The sequence below is a fragment of the Devosia indica genome (genome assembly GCF_003056405.1).
GTDB classification, from domain to species: Bacteria; Pseudomonadota; Alphaproteobacteria; order Rhizobiales; family Devosiaceae; genus Devosia; species Devosia indica.
The window spans coordinates 1-26,480 of the sequence record NZ_PYVZ01000012.1 but is presented as its reverse complement, the minus strand read 5'-3'; the positions used below and the strand labels follow the sequence as shown (position 1 = coordinate 26,480).

The window sequence follows — 26,480 nt, the reverse complement described above, 5'->3', positions numbered from 1 at the left end:
GCCGTTGACGCTGGCAGGAGGCCGCGATGGAGGGACGTCTATGGACAAGACCGAAAGGCTGTTTTCGATCATGGACGCGCTCCGGCGGCATCGGCGGCCGATCACGGCTGCGGCACTGGCCGAAGAGCAGAACGTGTCGGTGCGCACGCTGTATCGCGATATCCAGACCCTTATCGGGCTGGGCGCCCCGATCGATGGGGAAGCGGGGGTCGGCTATATGCTGAAGCCTGGCTTCTTCCTGCCGCCGCTGATGTTTTCGCCAGAAGAGCTGGAGGCGCTCGTTCTCGGTGCGCGCTGGGTGGAGACCCAGCCCGATGATGGCTTGAGCGCGGCGGCGCGCAATGCACTGGCCAAGATTGCCACGGCTTCGCCGGAGGATCTGCGCGACCGGATCAGCGATACCGCGCTCTGGCCGGTGGCGTTGTGGGGGCAGCGCAAGCCCATTCCGGTGCTGGGCGATATCCGCCTTGCCATGCGCCAGGAAAAGGCCGTCACCATCGACTATGAAGACGAGCAGGGCCGCCCCACCAGCCGCACCATCTGGCCGGTTGGCCTGGCCTTTTACGAGGGCAAGCAGACCATCGCCGCCTGGTGCCTGTTGCGCCAGGATTTTCGCAATTTCCGCACCGACCGGATTGTCTGCCTGACCATAACCGAAGAGCGCTATGGCAAGCGCCGCGCCGTTCTGGAGCGCGAGTGGCGCCAGAGCTGGGACCAGGACCGGCGCAATCACGAGCGCGAAGGCTAGGCCCAAACCCTAGCTCATGCGCGCGTAAAGGCTTTCGGGGCGGATATTGTCGTCCAGCCGGAAGCGGTGATCGGCGGGGGGATGCGCCCTTTGCCCGCATTCGAGGCGCGGACAGATGCGGCACCCGACGCCGATCGGCACGGTCTGCAGGTCCGAGGACAGGTCCACGCCGTCCGAATAGATCATTTCCCTGGCGTGATGTATGGCGCAGCCCAGCCCGATCGAGAGATAGCGGCGGGGCGCATTGTAGCGGTAATCGCCCTTGGTGATGGTGCGGGCAATGCAGAAATAGCGCTGGCCATCGGGCATCTGGCTCAATTGCACATTGATGCGCTCGGGGGCGAGAAACGCTGCATAGACATTCCAGCGCGGGCAGGCGCCCGAATGGCGCGGAATGTGGATGCCCGAAAGGGAAAAGCGCTTGGAGATATTGCCGGCAATGTCGGTGCGCACAAGGTGGAGCGGAATGCCCGAGGCGCCCTTGCGCTGCAGCGTGGTCATGCGGTGGCAGACCTGTTCGAAAGAGGCGCCAAAGCGCCGGCCGAGCCGGTCGATATCGTAGCGATAGTCGCGGCAGGCCTTGAGAAAGGGCGCATAGGGCATGATCAGCGCGGCGGCGAAATAGGCCGAGAGGACATTGCGCGCCAGCAGGGGCGCATCGCCCTCGGGCAGATCGGACTGGGCGATGATGCCGCCGATCTCGGCTTCGGCCGCCACCTGGCCCAGATGCTGGGCGAGCAGGAAATTGGCGGTTTCGGGCGGCAGCAGGTCCGAGACCAGCACCTGGCGGCGCGCCGGATCGAGCTGGCGGGCAATGCCATGGGGCAGGGAGGCCAGCCGCACCTCGAGCCCGAAGACGTTGAACAGATAGGCGCGGATGGCCGCGTCGAAACTGTCGCCGGCATTGTCGATATCGGCGCGGACGCGTTCGGCCGCGTCCTCCAGGGCCGGGAAATGGTTGGTGTTGACCTGCAGAAAGTCCGAAATCGCATCGGTGGCGAGATGGAAGGGTTCCGCCTCGCCTTGGTCCCGCGACATTGGCGTCCCGGCCGTTGCCAGCCGATAGCGATCATAGAGCTTGAGCACGGCCCGGGCCGCGGCCGGATTGGCCTGGGCCAGATCGCGTATTTCGAGATTGGTTACATCGCTATCGGCAAAGATGTCATCGCCAAAGGCCTCCATCAGATCGCCAACCAGCCGCCCTTCATCACCATCGACCAGTTCGCCCGGCTCGACACCGAAATAGCCGGCAATTGAGAAGAGCAGCGGCACGGTGAGCTTGCGCCGATTGTGCTCGATCAGGTTGAGATAGCTCGAGGATATGCCCAGCGCCTGGGCCAGATCGGCCTGATTGAGATGACGCTGCCGCCGCAGGCGCTTGATGCGGCCGCCGACCTGGCTTTCGGCTGTTTCAACCATGTTCTCCTCCGCCCGGATTTTACAGAGTTTACAAATCTGCATCCGGAAATTGACCAGCGATTTACAGGTTTACTGGCGCTTCTGCGGTTATTTCTTGCATGTCTGCGGCATTTGTCAAATCTTTACAGACACAGAGCGAGGAGAATTCGAGATGACCCCAATCACCGAGCAACGCGACGAATACATCACCATCATCGCCCCCACCGCCAATGAGGCCATGGCCCAGTTCAAGGCTCGCGGCCTGGCCGCGCAGGGCTATTCCATCGCGGGCCGCATTGGCCGGCACCAGTTCACCCTGGTGGGTGGCGAGGATACCCAGGAGCTGTTTTCCGGCGCCGGCATGATCGCGGCCACGTTCTGCCGGAAGGTCGCCATCTAGCGCAGCCCTTCCCTTCTCCCCTTGTGGGAGAAGGTGCCTGAAGGGCGGATGAGGGGTCCTAGGTACCCGCAAGCACAAAGTTCTGGCTCCGAACCCCTCACCCGTCCCGGTCCTTGGGTCGATCCACTCTCTCCCGCGAGGGGAGAGGGACGACCTTTTGCTTCACGTGAATCATTGCCACCTGCTTTGCGGCGGGCCGGCAAAGCCATGTCAAAATTTGAGGAGAAACGACATGCTCGACAAACCAGCCCATACCGAACAGTTCCCGACGCCGGACTATGCGCCGAACCGCTGGGACCATATTGCCCGCAACTACACTCCCGCCGATGTGGCCCGCCTCGCCGGATCGCTGCCGATCCACCATTCGCTGGCCGAAAATGGCGCCAAAAAACTCTGGCAGTTGCTGCACAGCGAGGATTTCGTGCCCACCTTGGGGACCTTTACCGGCAATCAGGCGGTGCAGCAGGTCAAGGCGGGGCTGAAGGCGATCTATCTTTCCGGCTGGCAGGTGGCCGCCGACGCCAATTCCTCGGGCAATATGTATCCCGACCAATCGCTTTATCCGGTCGACAGCGTGCCCGCGGTGGTCAAGCGGATCAACAAGGCGCTGCAGCGCGCCGACCAGATCCAGACCATGGAAAAGGCCGACGGCGTGGCCACGACGGATCATGATTTTTTCGTGCCGATCATCGCCGATGCCGAGGCCGGCTTTGGCGGGGCGCTCAATGTGTTCGAATTGATGAAGGCGATGATCGAGGCCGGCGCGGCTGCGGTGCATTTCGAGGACCAGCTCGCAAGCGAAAAGAAATGCGGGCATCTGGGCGGCAAGGTGCTCGTGCCGACCAGCCAGTTCGTGCGCACGCTCAATGCGGCGCGGCTGGCCGCCGACGTCATGGGGGTGCCCACGCTGATCATGGCGCGCACCGATGCGGAAGCGGCGCGGCTGATCACCTCGGATATCGATGATTACGACAAGCCTTTCGTTACCGGCGAACGCACCGCCGAGGGCTTTTACCGGCTCAAGGGTGGGCTGGATTGCGCCATTGCCCGGGGCCTCGCCTATGCGCCTTATGCGGACCTGATCTGGTGCGAAACCTCCAAGCCGGATCTGGGCGAGGCGCGCAAATTTGCCGAGGCCATCCGCAAGGACTATCCTGACCAGATGCTGGCCTATAATTGTTCGCCCAGCTTTAACTGGGCCAAGCATATGGGCGAGGCGGAAATGGCGGCATTCCAGCGTGAAATTGCCGCCATGGGCTACAAATACCAGTTCATCACCCTGGCCGGCTTCCACAATCTGAGCCTTAGCACCTTCGAGTTGGCGCGCAGCTACAAGCAGGACGGCATGGCCGGTTATTCGCGGCTGCAACAGGCCGAATTTGCCGCTGAGCCGCATGGCTTTTCGGCGGTCCGGCATCAGCGCGAAGTGGGCACCAGCTATTTCGACGCGGTTTCCCTGACCGTGACCCAGGGCCAGAGCGCCACCACGGCGATGGCTGAATCGACCGAGACGGCGCAGTTCCACTAAGCCAAGTCCGGCTTGATCGGCAAAGCACGATGGGTCTAGGATTTATCCCGTGCTCATCGTGCCTTGCTGTCCATGTCGCTTGCTGCCAAACGCTTCGTTCTGGACCAGATTGCCCGGGCCGGCATTGTCGCCGGGCCTGGCCCGGATGCTGATGTCACCATCCATGACGAGCGCCTATTTGGGCGCCTTTTGCGGGACGGCACGCTGGGGCTGGGCGAAAGCTATATGGATGGCTGGTGGGATGCCGAGCCACTGGACGCGCTGTTGTTCAAGCTTGCCGCGGCGCGGGTCCAGGATGCCTTTCCCCGCGACCTGCCGCTGATTACCAGCACGCTCAAGGCGCGCCTGCTCAACATGCAGCGGCTGCGGGTGCGCGAGGTCGCCGAAAAGCACTATGACCTCGACAATGACCTCTACGCCGCCATGCTGGACAGGCGCATGATCTATTCCTGCGCCTATTGGGCACAAGCCGACACGCTGGAGGCAGCGCAGGACGCCAAGCTCGACCTGATCTGCCGCAAGCTGGGACTGAAGCCGGGCATGGCTGTGCTCGATATCGGCTCGGGCTGGGGCGGGTTTCTGCATTTTGCCGCCGAGCGCTATGGCGTTTCCGGGCTCGGCGTCACCGTCAGCCAGGAACAGGCCGACTATGCCAATGCCCACGGCCAGGGCCTGCCGGTCGAAACCCGGCTGATGGACTATATGGCGCTTGAGGGCCAGTTCGACCGGATCGTTTCAATCGGCATGTTCGAACATGTCGGCTACAAGAATTACCGCGCCTATTTCGACAAGGCCCGGTCGCTGCTCAAGCCGGACGGCCTGTTCCTGCTGCACACCATTGGTGGCAATATATCGACCACGCATGGCGACCCTTGGGCGGAGAAATACATCTTCCCCAATGGCATGCTGCCCTCGATTGCCCAGATCGGTCAGGCGGTGGAGGGCCTGTTCGTCATGGAAGACTGGCACAATTTCGGCGCCGATTATGACAAGACGCTGCTGGCCTGGCGCGACCGGTTCGACGCGGCCTGGCCTGAGCTTTCGCAACGCTATGACGAACGTTTCCGCCGCATGTGGCGCTATTATCTCTCGGTCTTTGCCGCCCTGTTCCGCGCCCGGCAGATCAATCTCTGGCAGATCGTGCTCTCGCCCGAAGGCGTCTCAGGTGGTTATCGCCGGGTGAGTTGAGCCGGCCATAGGCGGATTCACGTGAAACACTTATCCACAGGCTTATGCACAGACCTCAAAAGATCGACTGCCTCAGCGGCAGCTTGATCGGCGCGGGGAAGCCGGCAGCCAATTCGGCCCAGAAACGGTCGCGCAGCACTTCGGGAAAGACATGGCCCTGGGGCAGCGCCTCGCGCGCAAACCAGCCCGCCTCGCTGATGGATTCGCCCTCGGCGGGGTTGGCGGAAACATCGATCTCGCCCGAGACATAGTCGGCGAGAAACCAGAACTTGACGATACGGCCCCAATCATCGACCAGCTCGTCGATATAGGCCATGGACCGCGCCCTGACGCGAATGCCGGCCTCTTCAAAGGCCTCGCGTTCGGCCGCTTCGTGCAGCTCCTCGGCCCCTTCGGCACCGCCACCCGGGCCAGCCCAGAAATCGTGTTCGCCGGGCCGAAAATGGCGCACCAGCAGGATGCGATCATCGCGCAGCGCCAGCACGCCGGCGGAAATGCGGTGTTTCATCGTGTCCTCGCGCGCTCAGCCGGCCCCAAAGCTCAGCCGGTAGCTCAGCGCTTCGGCAATATGGGGCCGGGCGACCTTATCGGAGCCCGCCAGATCGGCAAGGGTGCGCGCCACCTTGAGCACGCGATGATAGGCGCGGGCCGACAGATTGAACCGCTCGGCGGCCTGGAGCAGCAAAGACTGGCTTTCGCGATCGGGCTCGACCAGTTGCTCGATGAGGGCCGCCGGAGCCGTCGCATTGGTGAGGATATGGCCATGGCCTGCATCGGCAAAGCGCCGATGTTGCCGCTCGCGCGCGGCGGCAACACGTTTGGCAACCTCGGCCGAGCTTTCCGTCACGCCGGCAGATCCGATCATGTCGACGGCGCTCACCGCCGGTACATCGATGCGGATGTCGATGCGGTCGAGAAAGGGACCGGAAACCCGCGCCTGATAATCCCCGGCACAGGCCGCGCCGCGCTTGCAGCTATGGCCTGGCGTGCCAGCCATGCCGCATTTGCAGGGGTTCATGGCCGCAATGAGCTGGAAGCGGGAGGGATAGGCCACGCGTGCATTGGCCCGGGCAATCACCGTCTCGCCGCTTTCGAGCGGCTGGCGCAGGCTGTCGAGCACATTGGGCGCAAATTCAGGCAATTCGTCGAGAAACAGCACGCCATTATGCGCCAGGCTGGCTTCGCCCGGCCGCACTTTCAGGCCCCCGCCGACCAAGGCGGCCATGGAGGCGGAGTGGTGGGGCGCGCGAAACGGCCGCCGGTCCGAGAGGGCGCCACCAGCCAGTTCCCCGGCGATGGACTGGATCATCGAAATATCGAGCAATTCGCGGGCCGAAAGGGGCGGCAGAATGGAGGGCAGGCGCGCGGCCAGCATGGACTTTCCCGCGCCGGGCGGGCCGACCATGAGCCTGTTATATTGACTATTGTCCATTACTTGTTCAGGCTCACCTTATGACCAAGGCCTATAGCTACATTCGGTTTTCTACCGTGGAACAGGCGCGAGGAGATTCCCTGCGTCGGCAGCTTGAGGCCGCGCGCAAATGGTCTTCTGACCGAGGATTCGAACTGGACGATACGCTGCGCGATCTGGGACGCTCAGCATACAAAGGTGGCCATGCCCAGCTTGGCGCACTACGCACCTTCCTCGACCTCGTTGAATCAGGTGAGGTCGAGCAGGGCTCATATCTCATCATTGAAAGCCTCGACCGACTTTCGCGTGAGGCAGTACTGGACGCTGCAGCCCGCCTGTTCGATCTGATCCGCGCCGGGGTCACAGTTGTCACGCTTTCGGACGGCCAGGAATATTCACGGGAGCGACTGCAGGAGGACTGGACTCCGCTCGTCGTCTCCATAGCTGTTATGGCCCGTGCCCATGACGAAAGCCGTGTCAAAGGTCTCCGAGTAGGTAAGGCCTGGGAAGAGAAGCGACGCCTCGCCAAGGAGGAAGGGCAGGCCATGACCGCCATCTGCCCAGGCTGGATACGGCTCGTGGGCGATCCAAAGTCAGGACGTTATGAGCTGATCCCGGAACGCGCCATGATCGTCAGGAGGATTTTCGAGGACACCATCGCAGGGCTTGGACGAAGGACGATCGCAGGTCGCCTCAATCGAAATAGTACACCGACCTGGGGAGAAGGGCGAAAGGCCGGTTCTCGTTGGCACGACTCATACATTCAGAAGATATTGAACAATCCAGCCGTTTTTGGACGTTTCGAGCCACTTGGGTTGTTGGCCGGTGGCGATGGAAATCCAGGCATGGTGATTGACCGCTACTTCCCCGCCGCGATCGACGAGCAGATATATTATGCCGCACAGGCCGCAATCTCTACACGCAGAGTAGGGATAGGCAGACCATCCACAAAACATCAAAACCTCTTGCGTGGTCTCGCAAAGTGCGGCGGATGCGGCTCTAACCTGGTCTTCGTCAACAAGGGGAAACGATCGGCAGGGCCGAAGCTGATTTGCGGTTCAGCTCATGCGTCATCAGGATGCGACCGGCGCACCTACTACCCATACCGATTCGTCGAACCTAGTGTCATTTTCGCGGTCTCGAAGAAGCAATGGCCGAACTTGATTGGCTCTATCAAGACCCAGACATCGGCCAAGCAAAGCGAATATGACGCCCTCCAAGCTCGCCGGACCGTTGCCATGTCGCGCCTCACCAACCTTATTGAGATGGTCGCAGCCGGAGGTGGGGGCGCCACGGTCGCAGCTCAGGTGCGTAAGCTTGAAGAGGAAATAGAAGAGATCGGCGCCGCCATGAAGACCGTCGAGCAAGAGATTAAGGCCGCGCAGGCTTTGACGCCCAGCATAGACGGACATGCGCTTGAGGAAATATATCAGCAATTCAGGAATCTCGACGATGAGGACCTAGCGCGGCGTCGCGCAACGGTCGCGCAGAAACTTCGCTCCATGATCGACCGCATAGTCTTCGATGACCAATCGGTCACCGTCCATATGATAGGCGGCGGGACCGGCCGCCTCTATATCGGTGGGCCATGATTTCATGGGCACCACCAGCGTCCTTTGGGAGGAAATATCTTCGCTGTGACGGTATGCGGCGCTGCCCTCAACGGATGAGATGCGCTAGGTTTCGTAAATCGTTATCTGGTTAATTTTTTCTGAGCCAGGCATGGTATCTAGACGCTGGCGCCTCCATCTTCCATCTGGTCAGGGAGAAAATCTCCCGTGAACCCTAACCTTCCAGGGGGGACCGGATGAGCGTAAGTCAGCGTCGCCGCCTGTCGGCACAAATCAATGTAGGCCTTACCGAAACAGAGGCGTCAGCCATTGACCAAGCGGCCCGCCGTACAGGCGTCAGCCGGGCGGCCTTCGTGCGCCGGCAAACTCTTTCGGCGGTGGACATTCCCGACACGACAAAGCCTCGGCGGCATCGGTCGATTCGTTCGGCTGATCTTGAGGCGGTCGCCGTTCTGGTCGCGGAACTTGGACGCACCACAGGCTCGGTGGTGCAACTCTCGAAGGCGCTTCGCCAATCTGGGCCGCGTCGCCATCACGATGCTGTTGAAACCATCCTGTCCGATCTCCGCATCCAGGCACAAGCAACCGCCCACCTTGTTGAGCGTATCGGTGCTGAGCGGTGAGACCCGTGGCAGAGGCGGAAACGCGCTCGCTCGGCACCTGCTGTCGGGGGCGGCGGGCCAGCGCGTCCGCGTGTTGGAAGCGCGCTTCCTGGCCGGACAGAGCCTCCATACCCAACTCCGTGAGCTGGTCGCCGGTGCGGCTGGGGCGCGCACAGACCGGCCGGTGCTGCATGTCCATATCGACCCGCCGCCCGGTTGGGACAGGCCGGATGTCATCGGGCATTGGCTCAAGATCTATGAAGCCGAATTCGGGTTGGAAGAACAGTCACGCATGGGCGTTCTCCACCAGGGGAAAGGTGGCAGCGAGCGACTGCACGCCCATGTTCTTTACAGTCTGGTTCGGCAGGACGGCCGGATTGTCGATCTCAAAAATTCCTATCGCCGCCGAGAGAAAATCTCGACAATCACCGCTTTCGAGCTTGGGCTGCCCATGCCGCCTATCCCGCGACCCCGCTCTGTTCACCGCGCTCTTCTCCGGGACGGGCGTGTCGATGTTGCTGACTGGATGCTCCAGCATTGCTCTGGGCTTCATGCACCCATGCGCGTGGCCGAGGTTTCGCCGAGCGAGCGACATATCGCCGAGCGTACCGGCCAGCATGCCAACGACGTGCCGACTATCCTTGCCCGGCTTTGGCCTGCATCGGGACCATATCGGTTTCGCCGTGCCCTCCAGGATGACGGTCTCGTTCTGGCGAAGGGCACGGCCGGCCCAGTCATCATCGATGGCGCCAATGTGGCTCATTCCCTTTCTCGGGAACTGCGGAAGGCTTGCCGAAAGATTGGGAAGCCTCCCCCACGGGCCGTCGAGGTCAAGGCCTTCCTGGGCAATATGCCCTTGCCGACTGTAGCTGAAGTGAGAAGAGCGAGAGCAAAGATGAAAACCCGGAGAAACCCCAAGGCCCAGATTCTGGGCGGCATCACCGGCGAGCAGATCGTCGACGAATTCGGGAACCGCACCCAATTCGTTCGGAAAGGTCCGCCCCACCGCATCTTCATGCGGGATGGTGGCTGGGTTCTGGTCGATCCTATAGGGCGGCGTCTGGTCGTTTCTGGTCCTGCCGGCGATGCCGATACACTGGCCGAGAAGCTTGCCACGCTGGAACCCTTCGACGTCGAGCGGCAGGAATCTCGGCGGCCCGAAAACAACGTTTTTCGACTGAAGGCGGTGCGGCCTGGTCGGGGTCGGTTCCAGGATCGAATCGAGTGGTGGACTGACCATGGCCAGCGTCCTGAACTCCAGGATGATGGAATCTCGATCATTGTCGGCGGCACGGTGCTTTTCGATCGCGGCAACGAGATCGAAACCTCCCTGCCGCCCAGCACAGAGGCGCTGGACCTGATCGCGGCCTACGCCGCCGAACATTGGAACGGTGGATTGGAACTGTCGGGACCGCCTGGCGCGCGAGACTGGCCAGAGGCTGACAAAGCCAGGTTGTGGTGGGCGTGCATGAAGGCCGGCGTCGTGTTCCATGGTTACAACCCGCCCCCATCCCTGGTCCGACGCTGGGAGGCGGAAAATGCCGGCCAGCCGACCGGCGCGGCCGCTGCTGTCCTGAAACCGTCCGCTGGGGGTCACAAGACGAAAGAAAAAGAAGATACCGCGAACAGGGCGTCGGCGATCGAGGGGGAGGTCGTGGACATTCAGCACCGGATCGACGCCATCAAATCCGAATGGAAGTCGCACGGACGAGACCAAGACTGGATCGAGCGGATGCGGGCGGAAATTGATCGGCTAGAGGACCTCAAAACCGACCTACTGGGTTCGCTATCGCCGCAGGATCGGCAACAGCGAATCGATTATCCAAGGTTGGGTATGTAGCCTTCTGCGCTGCATTTCTCTGGCTTGTGGAGGCCATCGCATTGATGATCGTGATGGTTCTCACCGATTGGTAGCGTTACCCCGCAGCGAAGAAAGCAGCAGGCATTGATGTAACCGATTATTCGGTTATGCCAATTATGAGGAATTGATGCGGACAGTTGACCTTTTCTGCGGCGCTGGCGGTATGTCACTAGGCTTCCAGCGGGCGGGCTACGACTTGGTACAGGCCTATGATGCCTGGGAGCCAGCCGTTGCGACGTATAGACGAAATGTCGGCAGCCATGTCTGGCACCACGATCTAAAGGACGTTTTCACCGTTGGGCCGATGATCGCTGCGCTTCGTCCAGAAATCATCATCGGGGGACCACCGTGCCAAGACTATAGCGCCGCAGGAAAGAGGATCGAAGGCGATAACGCCGGCATGACCCGGGCCTTTGCGATGTATGTGAGCATCGCTCGGCCAAATTGGTTCGTTATGGAGAATGTTAGGCAGGCACAGAAGTCGCGCGCTTGGGCGGACGCCACTGAGATGTTGAAGGCCGCGGGGTACGGCTTGACGGAAAGCATCCTCGACGCAAGTTGGTATGGAGTGCCGCAGCGCCGAAAGCGACTGATTGTTGTTGGCCGGCTTGGGGAGCGTCACGGCTTCTTGGCATCGGCACTGGCGGCGGTGCGTTCAAATCGGCAAACGGTTGTTGGTGATGTGCTGGATGTGCCTCAAGGCCACTTCTACATGCGTCCCTTTGGCGGTGGGCGGGGGGTGAGGTCAGTGGCAGAGCCAGCGCCTGCTATCATTCGCACATCGAGGGAGCGCCCCTGGCCCAAATATCGGAATAATCCTCACCCACACGACCCTGTGCCACTGCAAGAAGCTGCCATTTTAACTCAGGATCAGATCGCCAGAGTCCAAGGTTTCCCCGAGGGCTGGAATTGGGGAAATGCGACCTCGAGGGACATTGACCAGATGATCGCAAATGCGCTGCCTTCGCCGCTCGCGGAGGCGATCGGCGCGGTGATCCTGGCAAGGCAGGCAGGAGAAACGATCCCCATCGTCGAAGGTAGTTTTGCACAATGGCTTCAGCGGCGCGGTCGGTCAGCGCAGTCTGCTCGGAACGTAAAGTCTCAGTGCAACCGGGCAAGACGGCTTCTGGGTGGACGGACGCTCACAAGTCACGCGCTTGAGGTCGAGGCTTTGGAGGCCACGGAGGATTTCCAGAGGCTGGAAACGCGGACGCAGTCGAATCTCCGGGCAGCCTTGCGGCTGCATTTCGAATTTCTCACGGAGAAGGCAGAGCGACGGGGAGAAGGCAGAAGGCGACGATCTGGAGCGCAGCTAGCGGCAAACGAGCTAGACATAGCCTTGGCATAACCTTGGATCACATGCCCCACAAAGAACTCAGCCAATTCCACACCAGAACCAAGGCGAGGACCAGTAGCATCTGCCGCCAATATTGAATTATGAGCAGAACGATGAATTCCATGCCTGGCCTGGCGGTTCGAGCAAGTTCATTCTCTGGCGACTACGGTATCGTAGAGGCCGTAATGGGTCAGCCCTTCATGGCTTTCAATGCCAGTGTAACGGAGCGAGGCGTCTTCATAGCGGCGGAACGCGAAGACAGCCTCGTTCATCCGTTCCGTGTTGAACACCTTGAGGCGCACAAGCAGGTGGAAGTCGGCAACGGTCAGGCCGGTCACGGTTAGGAACAGGTCCGGCTCCAGCTTGGTGATGACATCCTGAAGCGTGTTCTCCCGGAAGTCCGTGAGATACATGAAGGCCGGGATGCGGGTCGCAAACTTGATGAGCTTCTCCTGAACGAGCTTGCGCTTGGACTTGTATTCCTTCTCCTCGTCGCTCAGCTCCTTCTTTTCGCTCGCCGTCAGTTCGCTACCCTTTGCCTTGTTCTTGAGTTCCTTGACCTTCTCACTCTTGTTGATGATCGTCTCGATGATGTTGTCGCCCAACGCGCGCCAGCCCTCGATGCGCTCGACGGCGGCCATCGCCTCGGGACTGTCGAGTACGCGGCGCAAGGTGTCGTTGTCGACATTGACCAGCATCGCGGATTCCCACTTGCGGGCGAGCAGCGTGGCCGAAGTCCCCGCCATCGCAATATCGAGAATGCCGCCCGCATCGATCTGGGTCATGTTCGCGCCGTCATAGGCCAGCACGGGCAGGAACGAGACCAGCTCCCGCACCGCATTTTCTGGGTTCGCCTCGCCTGGCGAAAGCCCGATGCCGTATTCGGAGAGCTGCCGCAGCGCGCGGGTGGGTGCAAAATCGAACACGAAGCAGACCGGCTTGAGGACTTCCTCCTCATTCGGATTGTCGCCATTGGGATTCTTGATCGACCAGGGCGACTGCACCCGAAACGCCGCCTGAAAGTAGGTTTCCGGCGACTTGAGGTTTCGCAACATCAGGATCGACGACCATTGCGCCACCGTCACCCCGGTTGTCAGCTTGCCGCAGGACAACGTGATGGTTTTCGTGTCGAAGCCGCTGCCGACCGCTTGCCGAACCGGGGGCAAGGCCTCAAGGCCGATCCCCGCCGACGTGCCCGCCGCCACGATCACCTTGTAGTCGTGCCAGAAGGTGTTCTGCCTCTCTGCCAAAAGGTTCGCCATCGCGTGACATGCGGAGACGTTGGGCAGAAACCAGAATGAATGTTGCAGGTAGGGAAGCAACCGCACATCCGAATAGGGAAATGGCGGGCGCGTCCCCGATTTCAGACTTTCCACCGCCTGCGGCGCATAACCGCCCCGGATGATGTCGAGCCACTTCTGCACATCGGTCTTGTGCTTAAACTCAGCCTTGTCGCCCGTGCCGCTGGCGGTAAAAAAGGTGTTCAGGTCGAATTCGTCGAACTCCCCGGCACTGGCGATGGCGAGCAGCTCATCGGGCATCTGATAGGTGAGCAGTCGCATCTGCGGCAGTGCGCCGTAGGGATTGCGCTGGCCAGGATGCTGGGCGGCGAACTGGGCCTTGGCGCGCTGCTCGTCGGTGTAGGTCCAGTTGAAAATCTGTTCCTCGATGAACTCGCCGGTCGCCAGCGCCTTGAACGGCGTGCCAGATAGATAAAGATAGGCGCGTGTGGTGATAGGCAGGAACTCTGCCTCGGCCTCCGACAGCACGCCAAGGTCTTCGTTCACATCCTCCAGATCATCGGCATATTCGATCTTGGCTTCCTTCTTGGCGACGACCGCATCCTCGCCCTCGAAAAGCTCCTTCGCTGTCTCCCGCCAGGCGCCGAAATGATATTCGTCGAACACCACGAGGTCCCAATGGGTCGTATGGAGCCACTCGTTCTTGGCCTTGATGTTGCCGGCCTTGTCGCGCCCGAGCAAATCCTGGAACGAACCGAAATAGACGACCGGCCTGTCGCCATCGACCTGGCCGGGATCGCGCCCCGAATTGCTGGAGAGATATTGCCATCCGTCGAAATCGACATGGGATTCAAGATCGGTTTGCCAGGCGTCTTCAACGGCGGGCTTGAAGGTCAGCACCAGCACGCGCTTCGCCCCCAGCTTCTTGGCGAGCTGATAGCTGGTGAAGGTCTTGCCGAAGCGCATCTTGGCGTTCCAGAGGAATCGCGGAACGGCATTGGGGTCCTGCTCCCAGCGGGAATGGTAATAGGCGTAGGTCTGCTCCACCGCCTCCGCCTGCTCCCGGCGCGGCGGGAAGGTTTCGTGATGGGTGCCGGTGAATTGCTGGCCCGTGCGTAGCTCGGCCAGCACGGTTTTCACATCGGCAACCGTGCAGCGCATCCATTCGAGCTGGGGGTTGGCGAAGCCCTTGCGGTTCAACGCTTCGCGCACGGCATGATCGGTGATGATGCTACCGTCGTCCCGTTCGGCACCCTCGTCCAATTCGATGGTGAAGTTGGTGATGGCGGCCGTCTTGAGCTGCTCGCCGATGCGCTGCTTCACATTGCGGGTAGTCTGGCCGACCTTGAGCAGCCCTGCATGGGCCGTGTCGGCGATAGCATAGGCATAGATGCGCGGCCGCGCCTCTGGTCTCGGAGTGAGGATTTCTGCAATGGTGGGTTTAATCACCACCAATCTCCATCGGGCGCACTACCTTCTCAATAAAGGCTATCTCTTCGTCGGCCAGGCCATACCGATCATAGAGTTCAGTATCGCTCCACGTCTTCGTCCAGTCTTGGATGGGAACAAAAGTATAAACTCTGCGCGTGACGTGCTGCGAAGACTTATGTAGCAAAATCAGAAGGCGGGTCAGACGGCATGACAGGTACGACAGTACGCTTTCGGCTTCCACCTGCGTATCGAAGGGACCGATACACAGATAAGTCTCCGAAGAAATCGTGCCGGGTCCCGCCACAAACGGGGTGCTGATGATCCGATGAGGATAGGTGTCCTTATTTCCCGTTCCAGGCGCAGCATACCCAGTAAATAGCTTCCAACTGTCTATCAAATGCTGGCTTGTAGTGACCTCGTTCCGCGCGACATAACCAAGTCCGCCGTTCTGATAAATGGTTACGTCTCCGGGCTCCTCCTGCTTCCTACCCTTGAAGAAAGTCCTAAAACCGAATGCTCGCGCAGAACTGACCAGCCGATCGAATCGCCTCTCCTCTGGCAATGACAAAATATCGGCCTGCCCTGTTTCACGGGCAATGACCTTTCGAAGTATCGAAACACCTTCGTTGAATCGAATGAAGACTTCTGCGCCCTTCTCAAGAAGGGGGCGCTCGGTTTGTGAATCAGGCCAGTCTTTAAAATGGGTCGTAACGCGACAGTCACCAGGCCTGTCCCGATCCCACAAAAAATAGCAAATCCCGCCTTTCAGTCCTACACCTGGGAAAACATCGGAAGCACTGAGGTAGTCGTCAATCGAGTACAATCGATTGTCGGAAAGCATCGCCCCTCGAAATTCGTCAAGCCCTTTGCCGCCGGCGAACCATCTAGATGGGATAACCATCGTCAAGTATCGGGGTTCGAGTTTTTTTGCTTGCTCTACAAACAATTGATAAATTGGCGCCGCGCTTGTGCCATATCCACCATCGTCGAGTTGATACGGTGGGTTGCCAATGATTACATCGAACTGCATGTCGCCTCCAAAAAGCTCGGCGATGCGAGTCTTGATGTTGTCGGTATGAATGAACTCGTAAGCGTGAGTTTCTAGCTCGCCGTCGCGACTGAAAGCTTCCCTGCTAGCACCGCAGAAAACACACTTGTCACCAGCCCAAGTATGGTTGGTGCGTTCGAACCAGATATTACCGCCACTGGTCTCAAAGTGCGTTGCCACTGAATGCTCGCTATTGGCGAACTTCGAGCAGTAAACGCTGCGCCGTGCCAGCAGGCTGGTCAACGTGGTAATGCCGATGCCGAACACCTGCCGGGTGAGGATGTGATCGACCCGCTGTTGTAGATCGGGGATTTCCCCCGCCAGCCCGGCGATCAACCGCGTGGTGATTTCACGCAGAAACACGCCGGACTTGGTGCAAGGGTCAAGAAACGTCACCGTGCTATCCGCCCAGATGTCCGCGCCATTATTGCTTGCGGCCCAGGCCTCGGCCAGGGTGTCGAGCATCCGGTTGGCGAACTCGGGCGGCGTGAACACCTCGTCGTTGGACAGGTTGGCGATACAGGTCAAGACATCGGGGTTGCGGCCCCGGAGCGTAAACCCTGCCTGTTCGTTCATACGGCCTCCCCCGAAGCATTGCCGCTGGCACCATCGGCCAGATCGCGCACAGTCATCGGGGAATATGCGTTGGTAGGCTTAAAGATTTCGTGCTTGCCCAGATGGGCGAAGAGCGAGTCTTCCGCGCTGAAGCCCGCCATGCTGGTCAGCACATCGAGACGGAAATCACGCCGCTGGAACTTGCCCTTGCCAAGATAACCCCATTCCACCACGCGGATTGGTGCCCCATCTTCGTCGCGCATGGTCATGGCGTCGCCATGAACGAGATTGAGCGACAGCACGAAGAAGGCAGCGCGGTACAGCTCGTCCGCTTCATCCAGCTTCAGGTACTCGGCGAACACCTCCAGCATATTCGCACGGCACTCGGCGATATTGTCGGCCAGCAATTCGATCCCGTAGCAGCACATGAGTCCCAGTAGGGCGTAGTGCCGCCTCTCGAAATCGGACTTGCCGAACTTGACCTCAACGGCCGCCAGCTTGCGTTGCAGGATCGGGATGAGAAAGTTCCCGCTGCCGCAGGCCGGCTCCAGGAAGCGCGCATCAATCCGGTCGGTCTCGCCTTTTACCAGATCGAGCATCTTTTCGACCAGCCACGGGGGGGTGAACACCTCCCCATGATCGGCAACACGCTTTTTGGACTTGATCAGGTTCATACCGGACCCATGACATGATGTTGCGGCATTTCGCAAGCTGACCTTTGCCTCTCCGGCTTTGACCCCGCGATGCGCCCTTCTGGCTTTTGTCCTGGCAGGAGCTGTCTCGCCGAGCAACGGCCTTGCCGTCTTGCGCTTTGCCCGCCCTTCGGGTGCCGGCGCGCCGGATCCTGCCTCTTCGGACGCCATCAGGCCGCAATCGCGGTCGGCGGCAAGGGAGAAGGCCAGTGGCCAGCACGAAATTCGACGTTCATCAGGAGATCACCGACCGCATCATCGCCGCAATCGAGAGCGCTGGTGCCTTCCAGCTTCCCTGGTCGAGGAGCGGCACCGGCAATATCGCCCGCCCGGTCAATGTCGCCTCGGGCAAGCCCTATAATGGGGTCAATGTCCTTGGACTTTGGTCCTCGGCGATGGTGAGCGGATTTTCGTCCAGCCTCTGGGGCACATATCGCCAGTGGCAGCAGGCCGGTGGTCAGGTCCGCAAGGGCGAGAAAGCGTCTCCTGTGGTCTTCTACAAGACCATTGAGGTGTCCAGTTCCGACGAGGATGACGAGCCGGGCGAGCGACTCTTTGCCCGCGCAAGCTTCGTCTTCAACCGCGCCCAGGTTGATGAGCTTGCCGAGGAGCTGGAAGCCGGCCAGGCGTGTTTCGATCCTATCGAGCATGCTGACCGTTTCGTGGCCGCCGTGGGCGCCCATATCGAGGAAGGTGGCGACAGGGCTTGCTACATCCCCTCTCTCGACAAGATCGTGATGCCCGAACGGTCCCGTTTCATCAGGACCGATACGGCCAGTGCTGCTCACGGATACTACGCGACGCTCCTGCATGAATTGGTCCATTGGACTTCTCCCAAGTCCCGGCTCGACCGCAGCCTTTCCGGGCGGTTCGGCTCGGAAGCCTATGCGATCGAAGAATTGATCGCCGAACTCGGAGCGGCCTTCCTTTGCGCCGATCTCGCCATTGCCGCAGAGCCGAGGGCTGATCACGCCGCCTATATCAAGTCCTGGCTGACCGTGCTTAAGGCCGACAAGAAGGCAATCTTTACCGCCGCATCGAAGGCATCCGAAGCGGCCAACTGGCTGATGACAAAAGGATCGACCGCCTGATCCTGCACCATTCTCCTCGATCGTCCATTTCTCACCCGCGCTGTCATCTGGGAGGCTTGGCGGATAGGGCGGACCCTGTTGCATGTCCGCTCCGCTGTTCGTTTTCACGCCGGCCCTTGGCCTGGCCCCATCGAGGGTCAATTCCCTGCCCGCACCACCCGCGAGCGGCCGAGTTGGGTTGACCCTGCGATCGTGTTCGCCAGGCCCATGGAGGGGCGTCACGAACGAAGGAGCTTCCGATGACACAGAAGAAACCCGCCACCATCGCCAAGACCCCCGACTTCATCGCCTGGTCCGTCGTTAAAAATGGCGAAAAATCCCATTGGAACCGGATTGGCGCCGCCTGGAGCCACGGTGACCAGAAGGGCTTCAACGTTACCCTCGAAACCCTGCCGATCGACGGCAAGATCGTTCTACGTCTCGCTTCTGAAAGCAAGGAACAGGGCGCGTAAGCGCCCTGTTCAGTCTCTGGGGGTGGCCTTTTCAGGCCACCCCCTGCGGCTCAGCAATCCGCTGGAATTCCGACAGAAGATCAGGATAGTCCTGGGCCAGAAAGCGCACTACCCGAGCGTTGGCGAGCAGGCGTCCGACATAGCCGGTGGCGACGACCAGATCGAGATTGTCGGCCCCATAGCTTTCCTCGATCAGGCGGAACTCCCGATCGAGGGTCGCCGATTCCTGTTCCATGAGCGCAATCTGGGCGTCCGTCAGGTCGCCGACCCTTTTGTCCTGCTGGGCATTGACGAGCTGCGAGGGCTGCGTGGCAGCGACCAGCGACTTCGCATAGGATGTGGAGAACTTGTTCATGGCTACCATGAGCTGGGCAGCCTCGACCTGACGCACCGCCAGCATCTTGCGGAGTTCCGTAAAGGTGCCCGTCGGCACCGAATGGTCTTTAAGAAGCTCAATGGCTTCGGGGCAAATGCCCTTGAGGAGCCCTTTCTTCACCCTGATGAGGTCGATATTGACATGGAGCGTACGGGCGATCGCTTCTTCGGAAACGCCGCGCTCAATGGCTTTGAGGATCATATAGTGCTCCTGGACAGTCGCCAGCCGGCTGATCCTTTTGTTGTAGGTGTAGGCTTCATCATCGGTGGCGATGAGGCAATCGACGGCCTCGATGCCCAATTCCTTTAGGACTTCGATCCGCACATGGCCGTCGAGCAAAAGGTATTTGCCTGACGTTTCCTTATCGCGCGCCACGATCGGGGATTCGACAAGGCCGATTTCGCGGACCGAGGAGAGAACCTTGAGGTATCTCTGACTCTTCTTGCTCTCTTCGGGCACGACATGCAGCGGAATGAGGTCGCTCAAGCGGATCGACCTGATCTCTTTCTCGAAAGCGCTGAACACTGAGCCATCAGTATGGCTGGCCATCATGCGATCTCCCCTTTCCTGATCCTGCCCGAAAGGTTCTTGGGCAGGGTCGAAAGACCTTCTTTTTCCAGTATGTCGTGGAATCTCTCGTCGGAGAGAAGCTCCCGCAGGGCGTGGGTGATGAAGAGAAGTCGGTTCTTGGCGGCTTCGGCCTTGCGGATCAGGATGCGCTTGCGGTCCGTATCCTGCTGATAGGCCCGCAGGAGCGATGCCGCCGAGGTGGCCCTTGGAGTGATCGGCACTCTAATTCCTTTGCCCCGGCGCCTGCGGTTCTCGACAAGCCGTTTGGCGATGAGCAGCTTGCGGCCGCGCAGCTCGTTTCGTTCATAGGCTTGCTGAAGGGCATCCTGAACGGCCTCATCGGGAACGGTTGCGATGTCGACCGCAACCGAGAGCGGCACTTGCTCGGCTTCGACGGCTCTTAGAAGTCTTTGTTCGTTCTGGGCCAGGAGCCGGGAAATCCCGCGCACATATTCGACCGACAGGTTGGTCTTCCTGGCGATCTCGGCGTCCGTATAGTGGCGCTCCTTCATCCCGCCGATGTCGCGCAGAAGATCGAGAGCATTGTGCTGGCGGCGCGCACAGTTTTCGACGAGGCTCTTGATCATCACCTCTTCCTCGCTCGCCTCGATCACGACAGACGGGATTTCCGATTGCCCCAGCGTTTTATAGGCTTCGAGCCGACCCTGCCCACAGACGAGGTTATAGGCCGGCCCATCACCGGCTCGGCGGTTAGGCGCCACCGTGATGGGGCGTTTGAGGCCGATCTTTTCAATGCTTTCGACCAGTTCGCGGAACGACTTCTTGTTGCGGGTGCGCGGATTGATCACACGGATGTCCGCGATTGGCAGGATGGTTACGGTATTTGTTGTCACGTCCATGACATGGCCTCCTTCAGCTTCGCCCGCTCCGCCAAACCGAAGAGTGGATCAAGCGTATCGAACAGATAGGCGTCTATGGCGATGCCGTTCGCCTCGGCGGTGCGAACGATGTCATCGGTGATTTCCGCGGTGGGGACGATGAGGTAATCCCGGATCGAATGATTGTCGTGGTTCATGCGGACCGCGACGGTAAGGTCGGGGTCACGCCCGCGATCGAAGCGGATTTTCCAACGCAGCGAACCGGCTGGCGTCGTCGAGCAGCGGACGATCACGATCGAGATCGTGAACTCATCATTGACGCGCACCAATCCCGACAGGGGATCGGCGACAACCGTGGCCGCTTCCAAGACGGCAATCCGATCTATGGTCTGCTTGACGATTTCTGGGTGCATTGCCCGCAGGCGCCTATTGGTCTCGATATAGCGATAGTCCCGGTCTGGTGTGTACCCGACCAGGGAATAGGCGCGGATCAGGCTGCCGAAGCGGCCCGCATAGGCGCTGCTCGACGGACATCCCGGCGCCTCGTCGATGATGAGCCCGGAAAGCGAACCCCGGCGCTTGAAGAGCTTGTTGAGGATGTCCAGCATCTGCTCGTCGCTCATGCGGGCCGAGCGTTCCTGAATGATCACCTGTGCGCGCTCGAACATGGCTCGATCGACGATCGCCTCGAACGCCCCATCCGCCCGGACATAGATGGACGGATCATTCTTCACATGCTTTTTCTTGAGCTTGCAGGAGTGCCGGTTCCAGACGTTGTTGCCGATATATTTCTCGTTGATCAGAACCTGATGGACGGTGCCGCGCGTCCAGGGCCGGTCCAGATCGGTCAGCACGCCCAGTCTGTTGAGGTCCAGCGCAATCTCGACTTCGTTGCGCTCTTCTTCGACGAAGCGCCGATAGATCGTCCGCACGATCTCGACCTCTTCGGGCGGCCCCGGCACCAGGATGACACGATCGGTCTGAAGGCTCTTCTGGTCATTGCGATTGAGCAATGTCTTGGGATTGCCCTCACGGTCGATGAGCATCCGCCGCAGGCCGAACCCAGCAGGGCCACCCTGCCGGAAACCCATGCCGATCAGGCGGGTCTGGCCGGCGAAAACCTTGACGGACAGAACCCGGCTATGCTCAGCCGCCATCGAGCGCTTGAGGGTCTTGAGGACATCCGAGCCGATGCTGCCGTCATTGACGAATTGCTCGGCACAGTATTCGACGCGCACGCCGGCGACATGGCAGCGGAATTCGTACGAGGCGCTTTCGTCGATATTCTGGAAGCGTCCCCAGCGGGAAACATCATAGACCAGCACCACGTCGAAACCGGCCTGACCACCTTCCACATCGGCCAGCAATTGCTGAAGCCCCGGCCGACCTTCGATATTGAGGCCGCTGCGGCCGGCATCCTCATAGGTCTTGACGATCTCATAGCCGACCATATCGGCAAACTGGAGGATCGCGTCTTTCTGATTGTCCGTCGAATATTCCTGGTGGTCGGTGGACATGCGCACATACTGCGCCGCTCTGGTTCTCACCGGCGGATCGTCGCCTATCGGACCTGTGCCAAACTCAGACCCCATCGCCACAACCACATTAGACAATGCGCAGGAAGCGAGCCCTCGTACCTCCGACGAGGGTTGATCCAAGAGGTTACTTTAATGGATGGTGGCGGGTCGAACAATAGTCCCTCGTCCTGGGCCACGACGCCGACACTCCCGTCATGGCGCCGAACCCGAGCCTTATTGGCCGAGGTCGTCGAGCCAGTCGGCCGGATCCATCTGCTGGGGAACGCGCCGGGCGACGAACAGGCCATAGACTGCCGCATCCGGCCAGAGTTCATGGATCATTGCCTTGCAAACGCTGAAGCTGCATCCCGTTGTCAGAACGTCGTCGAGCAGGATGACTCGGGAAGGTGCTGGATCGCGCTGGCCACTAGGATGGAAGCCAAGGCTCTTTCGCAATTCCTCGGGGTCACGACGTTCTTGGATCGTATGCCGCGCTTCGCGCTCAGCTACAGCGACCAGCATATCGCGCACGTCGACACCTTGTCCAATGGAGCGGGCAACCTGCAGCATCCTGTCGTCATAGTCGGGTGCATCCGGCAATTTGGACGGCGGAAGCGGAACTATGGTGGCATGTGAACCGGCGTTAAGGTTTCGTCGGATCGCAGTCGCCACGGTGGCGATGGCGCGTTCCTTATATTTCCATTGCGGCGTACCGCGCGTGTTGATCGGTTTTTTGAGGTTGTTGATCAAACCGTTCGTCTGGCTATGAGCATAACCCGCGCGAGGCGTGTATTCGCCGAAGAACCAGCACGTATCCTCGGCGGTCAGGAACGTATGATCCGGCCGTTCGAGGTCGCCGATGAGGCGTAGCTTACCCGACCAACTGTCGTCTGATGTCGTCATAGTCGCGCACCCGAACCGCGCCTTCGTCCTCGAATCGACGCGGCCATGTTAGGTCGGAGCGCTCAAAGCAGCTATTAAGAATGAAGAGCCGGCGTTTTTGCTTGAGGGCTTCGCGCGCCTGCACCAGCGTCCCCGAGGTTTCTCCGGCCTCGATGATGACGGTGGCCTCGGTAAGAGCGGCCATCGTCTTGTTGCGCTCGGGGAAGAAGAGCCGGTTGATGCGATAGTCCTGGGCTTCATACCGCTCCAGGGGAACCTGGCTGATCAGCAGGAATTCGCGCGCAATGCGGTCCTGCAAATCCCGGTTCGATTTTGGATAGGTGTGGCCAAGGGGCGTACCGATAACGGCGATGGTTTCGCCGCCGGCCTCAATGGCCGTGGTATGCGCCACGGTGTCCACGCCTTCGGCAAGCCCGGAAACGATGGTGAACCCGTCCTGGACGAGTTTTTTGGTGAGCTGGCGGGTGCGCGCTACGCCTTCCGGCGACGGCTTGCGCGTGCCCACGACAGCGACCGAACGATTGGCGATCAGTTCCCACTGCCCCTGGAAATAGAGGAGTTCGATAGGATGGGTCGCGTTGCGCAGCCTGGCCGGGTAATCGACTTCGCCATGGATACGAACATCGAACCGGGCACCAGACTTCTCCCGAAGTTGCTTCAGCACGCGGATTCCGGCCGCGCGCGCAACTTCTTCTGGAACGAAATCCGAAGGGCGGGCAGAGGGCGATTCGGCGAATTTTTCAGCGATAGTCTTGAACGTGGCGTTCCGTTCCGCCCACAGCGTCTCATAAGCGCCAATTTCGAGTGCCGCGTCGATCGGCTGCGAAATCGGGCCGTTATCGGCCCGCGATGCCCAGAGCGTAGCTTGCGTCATAGTCTCACCCCTGATTCGGCCATTAGACTCTTTAACGCCCTATGGCTGTCAAGGGTATGAGCCGATGGAATAACAATCCGTTGTATTGAGAACAAAAGAAGAACATATAGGTTTGGCCAAGAGGGTGCAATGGGGTCGAAGCGGCCCGGCACCACATGCCAAGGTACTCAAATTGGTGGTCAAACCGTTCCTGGGCAGGCAGGATGTCTGGCAAGATCGGGCAGGGAGATGCTCATTATGGTGAGGGTTCCAAATGCCGGCCAGACCGAACGGGAACGGCAGGATTTGATCCGAAGGCTCGGGATGAGCCTGGCCCGTTTCCAGCGTATTCCAATATCGCGGCGCGAGGCCGAATGCGCCGACGAGGGTGAGGCAACGTGTCGGAGATTGCTCGGCGAACTTGGCGCACCAGGATATGAAAAGCCACCTCAAACCGGCGAAATCGAGGCCCTCTCCATCGACGAATTCTTATCGAAGCATGGGCAGCGCTGACGCTGCTCATAAGGACAACCTTTCTTCCCAGGGCCGCCGAGGCTGCTATCAGCGATCGCTCGGTATATGGGCGTACAGGAGATAACTAATGATCAAGGCGGAGACGCTCATCGACGCCATCGAGTGTATCGTCAAGCAGGAAACCAAGCTGGTCGATGCCTATATTGCCGCCGTTAGGACAGGCGATGACCGTGCGGCAGATGTGACGTTCTACAAGGAGGTCTTACACGACCTGATCGACGTCCGCTCTCACATCTACGATCTTCTGCTCGGGATCAACGCCCCCTCGAAGTTCATGGAAAACATGACCAGAATGGAGCTGGTGACGTATTTCGGCGAGGAAGAGCCGGAATCGAAGAGCTAGCACTGTGGGCTGATGCTATTGCCCGATAGGCATCGCGCCATAAGGCCATAGCGCCGGGCAACTCCGCCAACGGATTCTGGGATCGCGCGGGAATCCTTCCAACCGAAGTTCCACTATCGTCGGAACATCTCCTCCCGACGATAACCTAACGTCAGGATTTTTGAATTTATCCTCGCCCTGGTTCGGTAGGGGACAAACGTTTTGACGGAAAATCGTACGGAAGATAACGGCCTCGACGGTCCCCTGACGACGGCCGAGAGGAAAGCCCTTACTGCCTATCTGATCGAGACCATTGGAGGCTGGGAAGGTGAAACCCCGTTCCAGAGGGCGCCGGACCGCGATGGGGACGAACTCAAATATCCGCCTGACCTGAAGGCCAATCGGCTCTTTCCGCACATAGGCTATCGGGAGGCCAGTAGAATTGGGAAGCATTTCGAGGGTGCCTATGCCGTCAAGTCCCGCGCGCATGGCAGGCAACGTGGCCCCAAACTTCATCTTGTAACCCTGCGTCTCAATGCACCACCACCATCCCCAGATGCTCTTGATGAACATCTCGGCCGGCTATCAAAAGTAGTCTCGCAGGTCTTCGATGACATCCAGCACAGTACGTCCGTCCCGGCGGGGACCGTCCCGCTGCTGACGGCGTTGCACATTAGGATGTCCGATGTTGAGCCTGGACGCTTTGATCCTCATGCACACGCGATACTGGAGATTCCGGGCGATACCGTATCGTCGGTTCGTGACTACCTTGCCAGCGCATCCTCTCGTGAGGGCGATCGGTATTTCGGCGCCGTGTGGGTGGACGTGGAACCCGTCAAGAGGCTGCGAAATGCAGCCTTCTATGTTGCCGCTGGGGTAGTTGACTACCGGCGCCTCCGGGAATGGCCGCAGACCGCCCTTATGGCAGTGTGGAGACTTTCCCGGCGCAAAATGCTCCGGCGGGCAGGATGGTTCGGGGCTTCACCCGTCGAGGATGGCGTTGAGACGAACAAGGACGCCCTGGGAAGCCCCTCGCCAGCCTTTGGCCAGTCCCACACCACCACATCCTACCAAGGCCCTCCAGGAGGCATTATGGACGACCATGCTGATCGAGCCGTCAGCGACTGGCGCGCCAGTCTCTTCCCCATGCTGAACCCATACCTGCCGGCCGAGTATGCTCGCCTCACCAAATCCACTGTTCGGACAGTATCGGCGGGAAATCGGAATCTACTGGCCTATCCGACCATCGGAGAAACCTTAGCCAGTGCCATCTTCGTGATCGAAGCCGAGCAGCGAGATCATGATCGCAAATATACCGAAGTCCTGGACGCCTATTGCTTCGAGCAGAAGCAGTTCGAGGAGAGTCAACGCCGGGTGGAATCGTTCTTCCACATCCGGCTCTTCCATCCTGGAATTGGCTACATGCCAACACCGGAAGGCGTCATCTGGGCCAAGACAGTCATGTCGGCCCTTGAACCGATTATCAAGCTGGCCGAGGAAGGACGGGGAAGGCTCGTCGACTCCTACGGAAACAAAGATCGCCTAGGGCAAGACCTCATTCGGGATGGTTAGTCCTCCAAATTGTCGCTGCCGTGGCTTCGGGATGAATTCGGAATGATCACATGAACGTTGTCCGCTTCGATCCCCGGAAGGGCAGGGTACCGGCACCAGCTCCCAGGCGCGATAACGTCACGCCCATCATCGCCGTCGTCGCCCTGGGGGCAGTATGTGCGCTGGGATGGGTGCTGGCCGACCGTTTCCTGCCGGGAGCAGCCGTCGCCGTTCCGGGCCTCGCCTCAACCGGAGAGGTCACGGCCCACTTCGCCATGTGCGGACGCGATCGTTTCACCTGTATCATCGACGGCGATACCGTCTGGTGGCGCGGGCTGAACCGCCCCGGGTTTGCCGGAGGCTGTTTGGTTTAAGTTATGCGGCCATGGCCTGTTGTTCCAGTGCGGCGTAGAATTTTGCCTCAGCTTCCGCCGGTGGGATGTTTCCGATGGTTTCGAGGAG

24 protein-coding genes and 1 pseudogene are annotated in these 26,480 nt (G+C 60.1%); 14 read left to right on the top strand and 11 right to left on the bottom strand.

Annotated features, from left to right (window positions below; all coding sequences use genetic code 11):
• The first annotated feature begins 40 nt into the window (after positions 1–40).
• A complete protein-coding gene (locus DDE76_RS12515) occupies positions 41–748 on the top strand; it encodes a helix-turn-helix transcriptional regulator (RefSeq protein ID WP_104892626.1) in 708 nt (235 codons plus the stop codon).
• 9 nt (positions 749–757) lie between these two features.
• Here the strand turns inward: DDE76_RS12515 and DDE76_RS12510 are convergent, their stop codons facing one another.
• The gene (locus tag DDE76_RS12510; protein ID WP_104892627.1) at positions 758–2,167 is read right to left on the bottom strand and encodes a helix-turn-helix domain-containing protein; all 1,410 of its coding nucleotides are present in this window, start codon (positions 2,165–2,167) and stop codon (positions 758–760) included.
• 151 nt (positions 2,168–2,318) lie between these two features.
• On the opposite strand from DDE76_RS12510, the gene DDE76_RS12505 reads away from it, so the two are divergent.
• The 3 genes from DDE76_RS12505 (at position 2,319) to cfa (ending at position 5,262) form a co-directional block, all read left to right on the top strand.
• Positions 2,319–2,546: a hypothetical protein gene (locus DDE76_RS12505; RefSeq protein WP_104892628.1), complete on the top strand. Its 228-nt coding sequence runs from the start codon at positions 2,319–2,321 to the stop codon at positions 2,544–2,546.
• 232 nt (positions 2,547–2,778) lie between these two features.
• Positions 2,779–4,074: an isocitrate lyase gene (gene aceA, locus DDE76_RS12500; RefSeq protein ID WP_104892629.1), complete on the top strand. Its 1,296-nt coding sequence runs from the start codon at positions 2,779–2,781 to the stop codon at positions 4,072–4,074.
• A 72-nt stretch (positions 4,075–4,146) separates the two neighbouring features.
• Entirely contained in the window at positions 4,147–5,262 is a 1,116-nt protein-coding gene (gene cfa, locus DDE76_RS12495) for a cyclopropane fatty acyl phospholipid synthase (protein ID WP_104892630.1), read from the top strand.
• Positions 5,263–5,317: 55 nt separating this feature from the next.
• Here cfa and DDE76_RS12490 read toward each other — a convergent pair whose 3' ends face one another.
• Positions 5,318–5,770 carry an NUDIX domain-containing protein gene (locus DDE76_RS12490; protein ID WP_104892631.1) on the bottom strand — a complete coding sequence of 151 codons (453 nt, stop codon included), beginning with the start codon at positions 5,768–5,770 and terminating at the stop codon, positions 5,318–5,320.
• A 15-nt stretch (positions 5,771–5,785) separates the two neighbouring features.
• Positions 5,786–6,679, bottom strand: a pseudogene (locus tag DDE76_RS12485) (YifB family Mg chelatase-like AAA ATPase); the annotation flags it as partial.
• A gap of 35 nt (positions 6,680–6,714) precedes the next feature.
• Between DDE76_RS12485 and DDE76_RS12480 the strand changes: the two are divergent.
• The 4 genes from DDE76_RS12480 (at position 6,715) to DDE76_RS12465 (ending at position 12,055) form a co-directional block, all read left to right on the top strand.
• Positions 6,715–8,265 (top strand): recombinase family protein, encoded by a 1,551-nt coding sequence (locus DDE76_RS12480; protein ID WP_104892633.1) that lies wholly within the window; start codon positions 6,715–6,717, stop codon positions 8,263–8,265.
• Between the two features lie 215 nt (positions 8,266–8,480).
• Positions 8,481–8,867: a plasmid mobilization protein gene (locus DDE76_RS12475; RefSeq protein WP_104892634.1), complete on the top strand. Its 387-nt coding sequence runs from the start codon at positions 8,481–8,483 to the stop codon at positions 8,865–8,867.
• A complete protein-coding gene (locus DDE76_RS12470; RefSeq protein ID WP_198650905.1) occupies positions 8,839–10,686 on the top strand; it encodes a hypothetical protein in 1,848 nt (615 codons plus the stop codon). The genes DDE76_RS12475 and DDE76_RS12470 overlap by 29 nt, the downstream gene beginning before the upstream one ends.
• A gap of 148 nt (positions 10,687–10,834) precedes the next feature.
• Positions 10,835–12,055: a DNA cytosine methyltransferase gene (locus DDE76_RS12465; RefSeq protein ID WP_104892636.1), complete on the top strand. Its 1,221-nt coding sequence runs from the start codon at positions 10,835–10,837 to the stop codon at positions 12,053–12,055.
• A gap of 137 nt (positions 12,056–12,192) precedes the next feature.
• On the opposite strand, the gene DDE76_RS12460 is transcribed toward DDE76_RS12465, so the two are convergent.
• The 3 genes from DDE76_RS12460 to DDE76_RS12450 are packed head-to-tail and all read right to left on the bottom strand — an operon-like array spanning position 12,193 to position 16,992.
• Complete coding sequence (locus DDE76_RS12460) at positions 12,193–14,733, bottom strand: GIY-YIG nuclease family protein (RefSeq protein WP_104894827.1); 2,541 nt, start codon at positions 14,731–14,733, stop codon at positions 12,193–12,195.
• Positions 14,726–16,339: an Eco57I restriction-modification methylase domain-containing protein gene (locus DDE76_RS12455; protein ID WP_104892637.1), complete on the bottom strand. Its 1,614-nt coding sequence runs from the start codon at positions 16,337–16,339 to the stop codon at positions 14,726–14,728. The genes DDE76_RS12460 and DDE76_RS12455 overlap by 8 nt, the downstream gene beginning before the upstream one ends.
• Complete coding sequence (locus DDE76_RS12450; protein ID WP_104892638.1) at positions 16,336–16,992, bottom strand: N-6 DNA methylase; 657 nt, start codon at positions 16,990–16,992, stop codon at positions 16,336–16,338. The genes DDE76_RS12455 and DDE76_RS12450 overlap by 4 nt, the downstream gene beginning before the upstream one ends.
• Positions 16,993–17,219: 227 nt before the next feature.
• Between DDE76_RS12450 and DDE76_RS12445 the strand changes: the two genes are divergently transcribed.
• Both DDE76_RS12445 and DDE76_RS12440 read left to right on the top strand, forming a co-directional pair.
• A complete protein-coding gene (locus DDE76_RS12445; protein ID WP_104892639.1) occupies positions 17,220–18,101 on the top strand; it encodes an ArdC family protein in 882 nt (293 codons plus the stop codon).
• Positions 18,102–18,340: 239 nt separating this feature from the next.
• The gene (locus DDE76_RS12440) at positions 18,341–18,553 is read left to right on the top strand and encodes a hypothetical protein (RefSeq protein ID WP_104892640.1); all 213 of its coding nucleotides are present in this window, start codon (positions 18,341–18,343) and stop codon (positions 18,551–18,553) included.
• A 31-nt stretch (positions 18,554–18,584) separates the two neighbouring features.
• Here DDE76_RS12440 and DDE76_RS12435 read toward each other — a convergent pair whose 3' ends face one another.
• From DDE76_RS12435 to DDE76_RS12415, 5 genes are all read right to left on the bottom strand, one after another.
• Entirely contained in the window at positions 18,585–19,478 is an 894-nt protein-coding gene (locus DDE76_RS12435; protein ID WP_104894828.1) for a plasmid partitioning protein RepB C-terminal domain-containing protein, read from the bottom strand.
• On the bottom strand, positions 19,478–20,359 hold the full coding sequence (locus DDE76_RS12430; RefSeq protein WP_104892641.1) for a plasmid partitioning protein RepB C-terminal domain-containing protein: 882 nt from the start codon (positions 20,357–20,359) through the stop codon (positions 19,478–19,480). Before DDE76_RS12430 ends, DDE76_RS12435 begins: the two co-directional genes overlap by 1 nt.
• Positions 20,350–21,930, bottom strand: a complete 1,581-nt coding sequence (locus tag DDE76_RS12425) for a recombinase family protein (RefSeq protein ID WP_104892642.1) — start codon at positions 21,928–21,930, stop codon at positions 20,350–20,352. Before DDE76_RS12425 ends, DDE76_RS12430 begins: the two co-directional genes overlap by 10 nt.
• Positions 21,931–22,089: 159 nt before the next feature.
• Positions 22,090–22,758 carry a hypothetical protein gene (locus tag DDE76_RS12420; protein WP_104892643.1) on the bottom strand — a complete coding sequence of 223 codons (669 nt, stop codon included), beginning with the start codon at positions 22,756–22,758 and terminating at the stop codon, positions 22,090–22,092.
• Positions 22,727–23,632 carry a DNA-processing protein DprA gene (locus tag DDE76_RS12415; protein WP_104892644.1) on the bottom strand — a complete coding sequence of 302 codons (906 nt, stop codon included), beginning with the start codon at positions 23,630–23,632 and terminating at the stop codon, positions 22,727–22,729. The genes DDE76_RS12420 and DDE76_RS12415 overlap by 32 nt, the downstream gene beginning before the upstream one ends.
• 228 nt (positions 23,633–23,860) lie before the next feature.
• On the opposite strand from DDE76_RS12415, the gene DDE76_RS12410 reads away from it, so the two are divergent.
• The 4 genes from DDE76_RS12410 (at position 23,861) to DDE76_RS19560 (ending at position 26,392) form a co-directional block, all read left to right on the top strand.
• Positions 23,861–24,124 (top strand): hypothetical protein, encoded by a 264-nt coding sequence (locus tag DDE76_RS12410; RefSeq protein ID WP_104892645.1) that lies wholly within the window; start codon positions 23,861–23,863, stop codon positions 24,122–24,124.
• An 88-nt stretch (positions 24,125–24,212) separates the two neighbouring features.
• Positions 24,213–24,488, top strand: a complete 276-nt coding sequence (locus tag DDE76_RS12405; protein WP_104892646.1) for a hypothetical protein — start codon at positions 24,213–24,215, stop codon at positions 24,486–24,488.
• A gap of 201 nt (positions 24,489–24,689) precedes the next feature.
• Positions 24,690–26,039 (top strand): hypothetical protein, encoded by a 1,350-nt coding sequence (locus tag DDE76_RS12400; RefSeq protein ID WP_104892647.1) that lies wholly within the window; start codon positions 24,690–24,692, stop codon positions 26,037–26,039.
• Between the two features lie 50 nt (positions 26,040–26,089).
• Positions 26,090–26,392, top strand: a complete 303-nt coding sequence (locus tag DDE76_RS19560) for a hypothetical protein (RefSeq protein ID WP_157955781.1) — start codon at positions 26,090–26,092, stop codon at positions 26,390–26,392.
• Positions 26,393–26,480: the final 88 nt, after the last annotated feature.

Coding starts and splice junctions, on each gene's coding strand:
- DDE76_RS12515 (WP_104892626.1), top strand. CDS start 41: ATGGACAAGACCGAAAGGCTGTTTTCGATCATGGACGCGCTCCGGCGG.
- DDE76_RS12510 (WP_104892627.1), bottom strand. CDS start 2,167: ATGGTTGAAACAGCCGAAAGCCAGGTCGGCGGCCGCATCAAGCGCCTG.
- DDE76_RS12505 (WP_104892628.1), top strand. CDS start 2,319: ATGACCCCAATCACCGAGCAACGCGACGAATACATCACCATCATCGCC.
- aceA (WP_104892629.1), top strand. CDS start 2,779: ATGCTCGACAAACCAGCCCATACCGAACAGTTCCCGACGCCGGACTAT.
- cfa (WP_104892630.1), top strand. CDS start 4,147: ATGTCGCTTGCTGCCAAACGCTTCGTTCTGGACCAGATTGCCCGGGCC.
- DDE76_RS12490 (WP_104892631.1), bottom strand. CDS start 5,770: ATGAAACACCGCATTTCCGCCGGCGTGCTGGCGCTGCGCGATGATCGC.
- DDE76_RS12480 (WP_104892633.1), top strand. CDS start 6,715: ATGACCAAGGCCTATAGCTACATTCGGTTTTCTACCGTGGAACAGGCG.
- DDE76_RS12475 (WP_104892634.1), top strand. CDS start 8,481: ATGAGCGTAAGTCAGCGTCGCCGCCTGTCGGCACAAATCAATGTAGGC.
- DDE76_RS12465 (WP_104892636.1), top strand. CDS start 10,835: ATGCGGACAGTTGACCTTTTCTGCGGCGCTGGCGGTATGTCACTAGGC.
- DDE76_RS12455 (WP_104892637.1), bottom strand. CDS start 16,339: ATGAACGAACAGGCAGGGTTTACGCTCCGGGGCCGCAACCCCGATGTC.
- DDE76_RS12450 (WP_104892638.1), bottom strand. CDS start 16,992: ATGAACCTGATCAAGTCCAAAAAGCGTGTTGCCGATCATGGGGAGGTG.
- DDE76_RS12440 (WP_104892640.1), top strand. CDS start 18,341: ATGACACAGAAGAAACCCGCCACCATCGCCAAGACCCCCGACTTCATC.
- DDE76_RS12435 (WP_104894828.1), bottom strand. CDS start 19,478: ATGGCCAGCCATACTGATGGCTCAGTGTTCAGCGCTTTCGAGAAAGAG.
- DDE76_RS12430 (WP_104892641.1), bottom strand. CDS start 20,359: ATGGACGTGACAACAAATACCGTAACCATCCTGCCAATCGCGGACATC.
- DDE76_RS12425 (WP_104892642.1), bottom strand. CDS start 21,930: ATGGGGTCTGAGTTTGGCACAGGTCCGATAGGCGACGATCCGCCGGTG.
- DDE76_RS12420 (WP_104892643.1), bottom strand. CDS start 22,758: ATGACGACATCAGACGACAGTTGGTCGGGTAAGCTACGCCTCATCGGC.
- DDE76_RS12415 (WP_104892644.1), bottom strand. CDS start 23,632: ATGACGCAAGCTACGCTCTGGGCATCGCGGGCCGATAACGGCCCGATT.
- DDE76_RS12410 (WP_104892645.1), top strand. CDS start 23,861: ATGCTCATTATGGTGAGGGTTCCAAATGCCGGCCAGACCGAACGGGAA.
- DDE76_RS12405 (WP_104892646.1), top strand. CDS start 24,213: ATGATCAAGGCGGAGACGCTCATCGACGCCATCGAGTGTATCGTCAAG.
- DDE76_RS19560 (WP_157955781.1), top strand. CDS start 26,090: ATGAACGTTGTCCGCTTCGATCCCCGGAAGGGCAGGGTACCGGCACCA.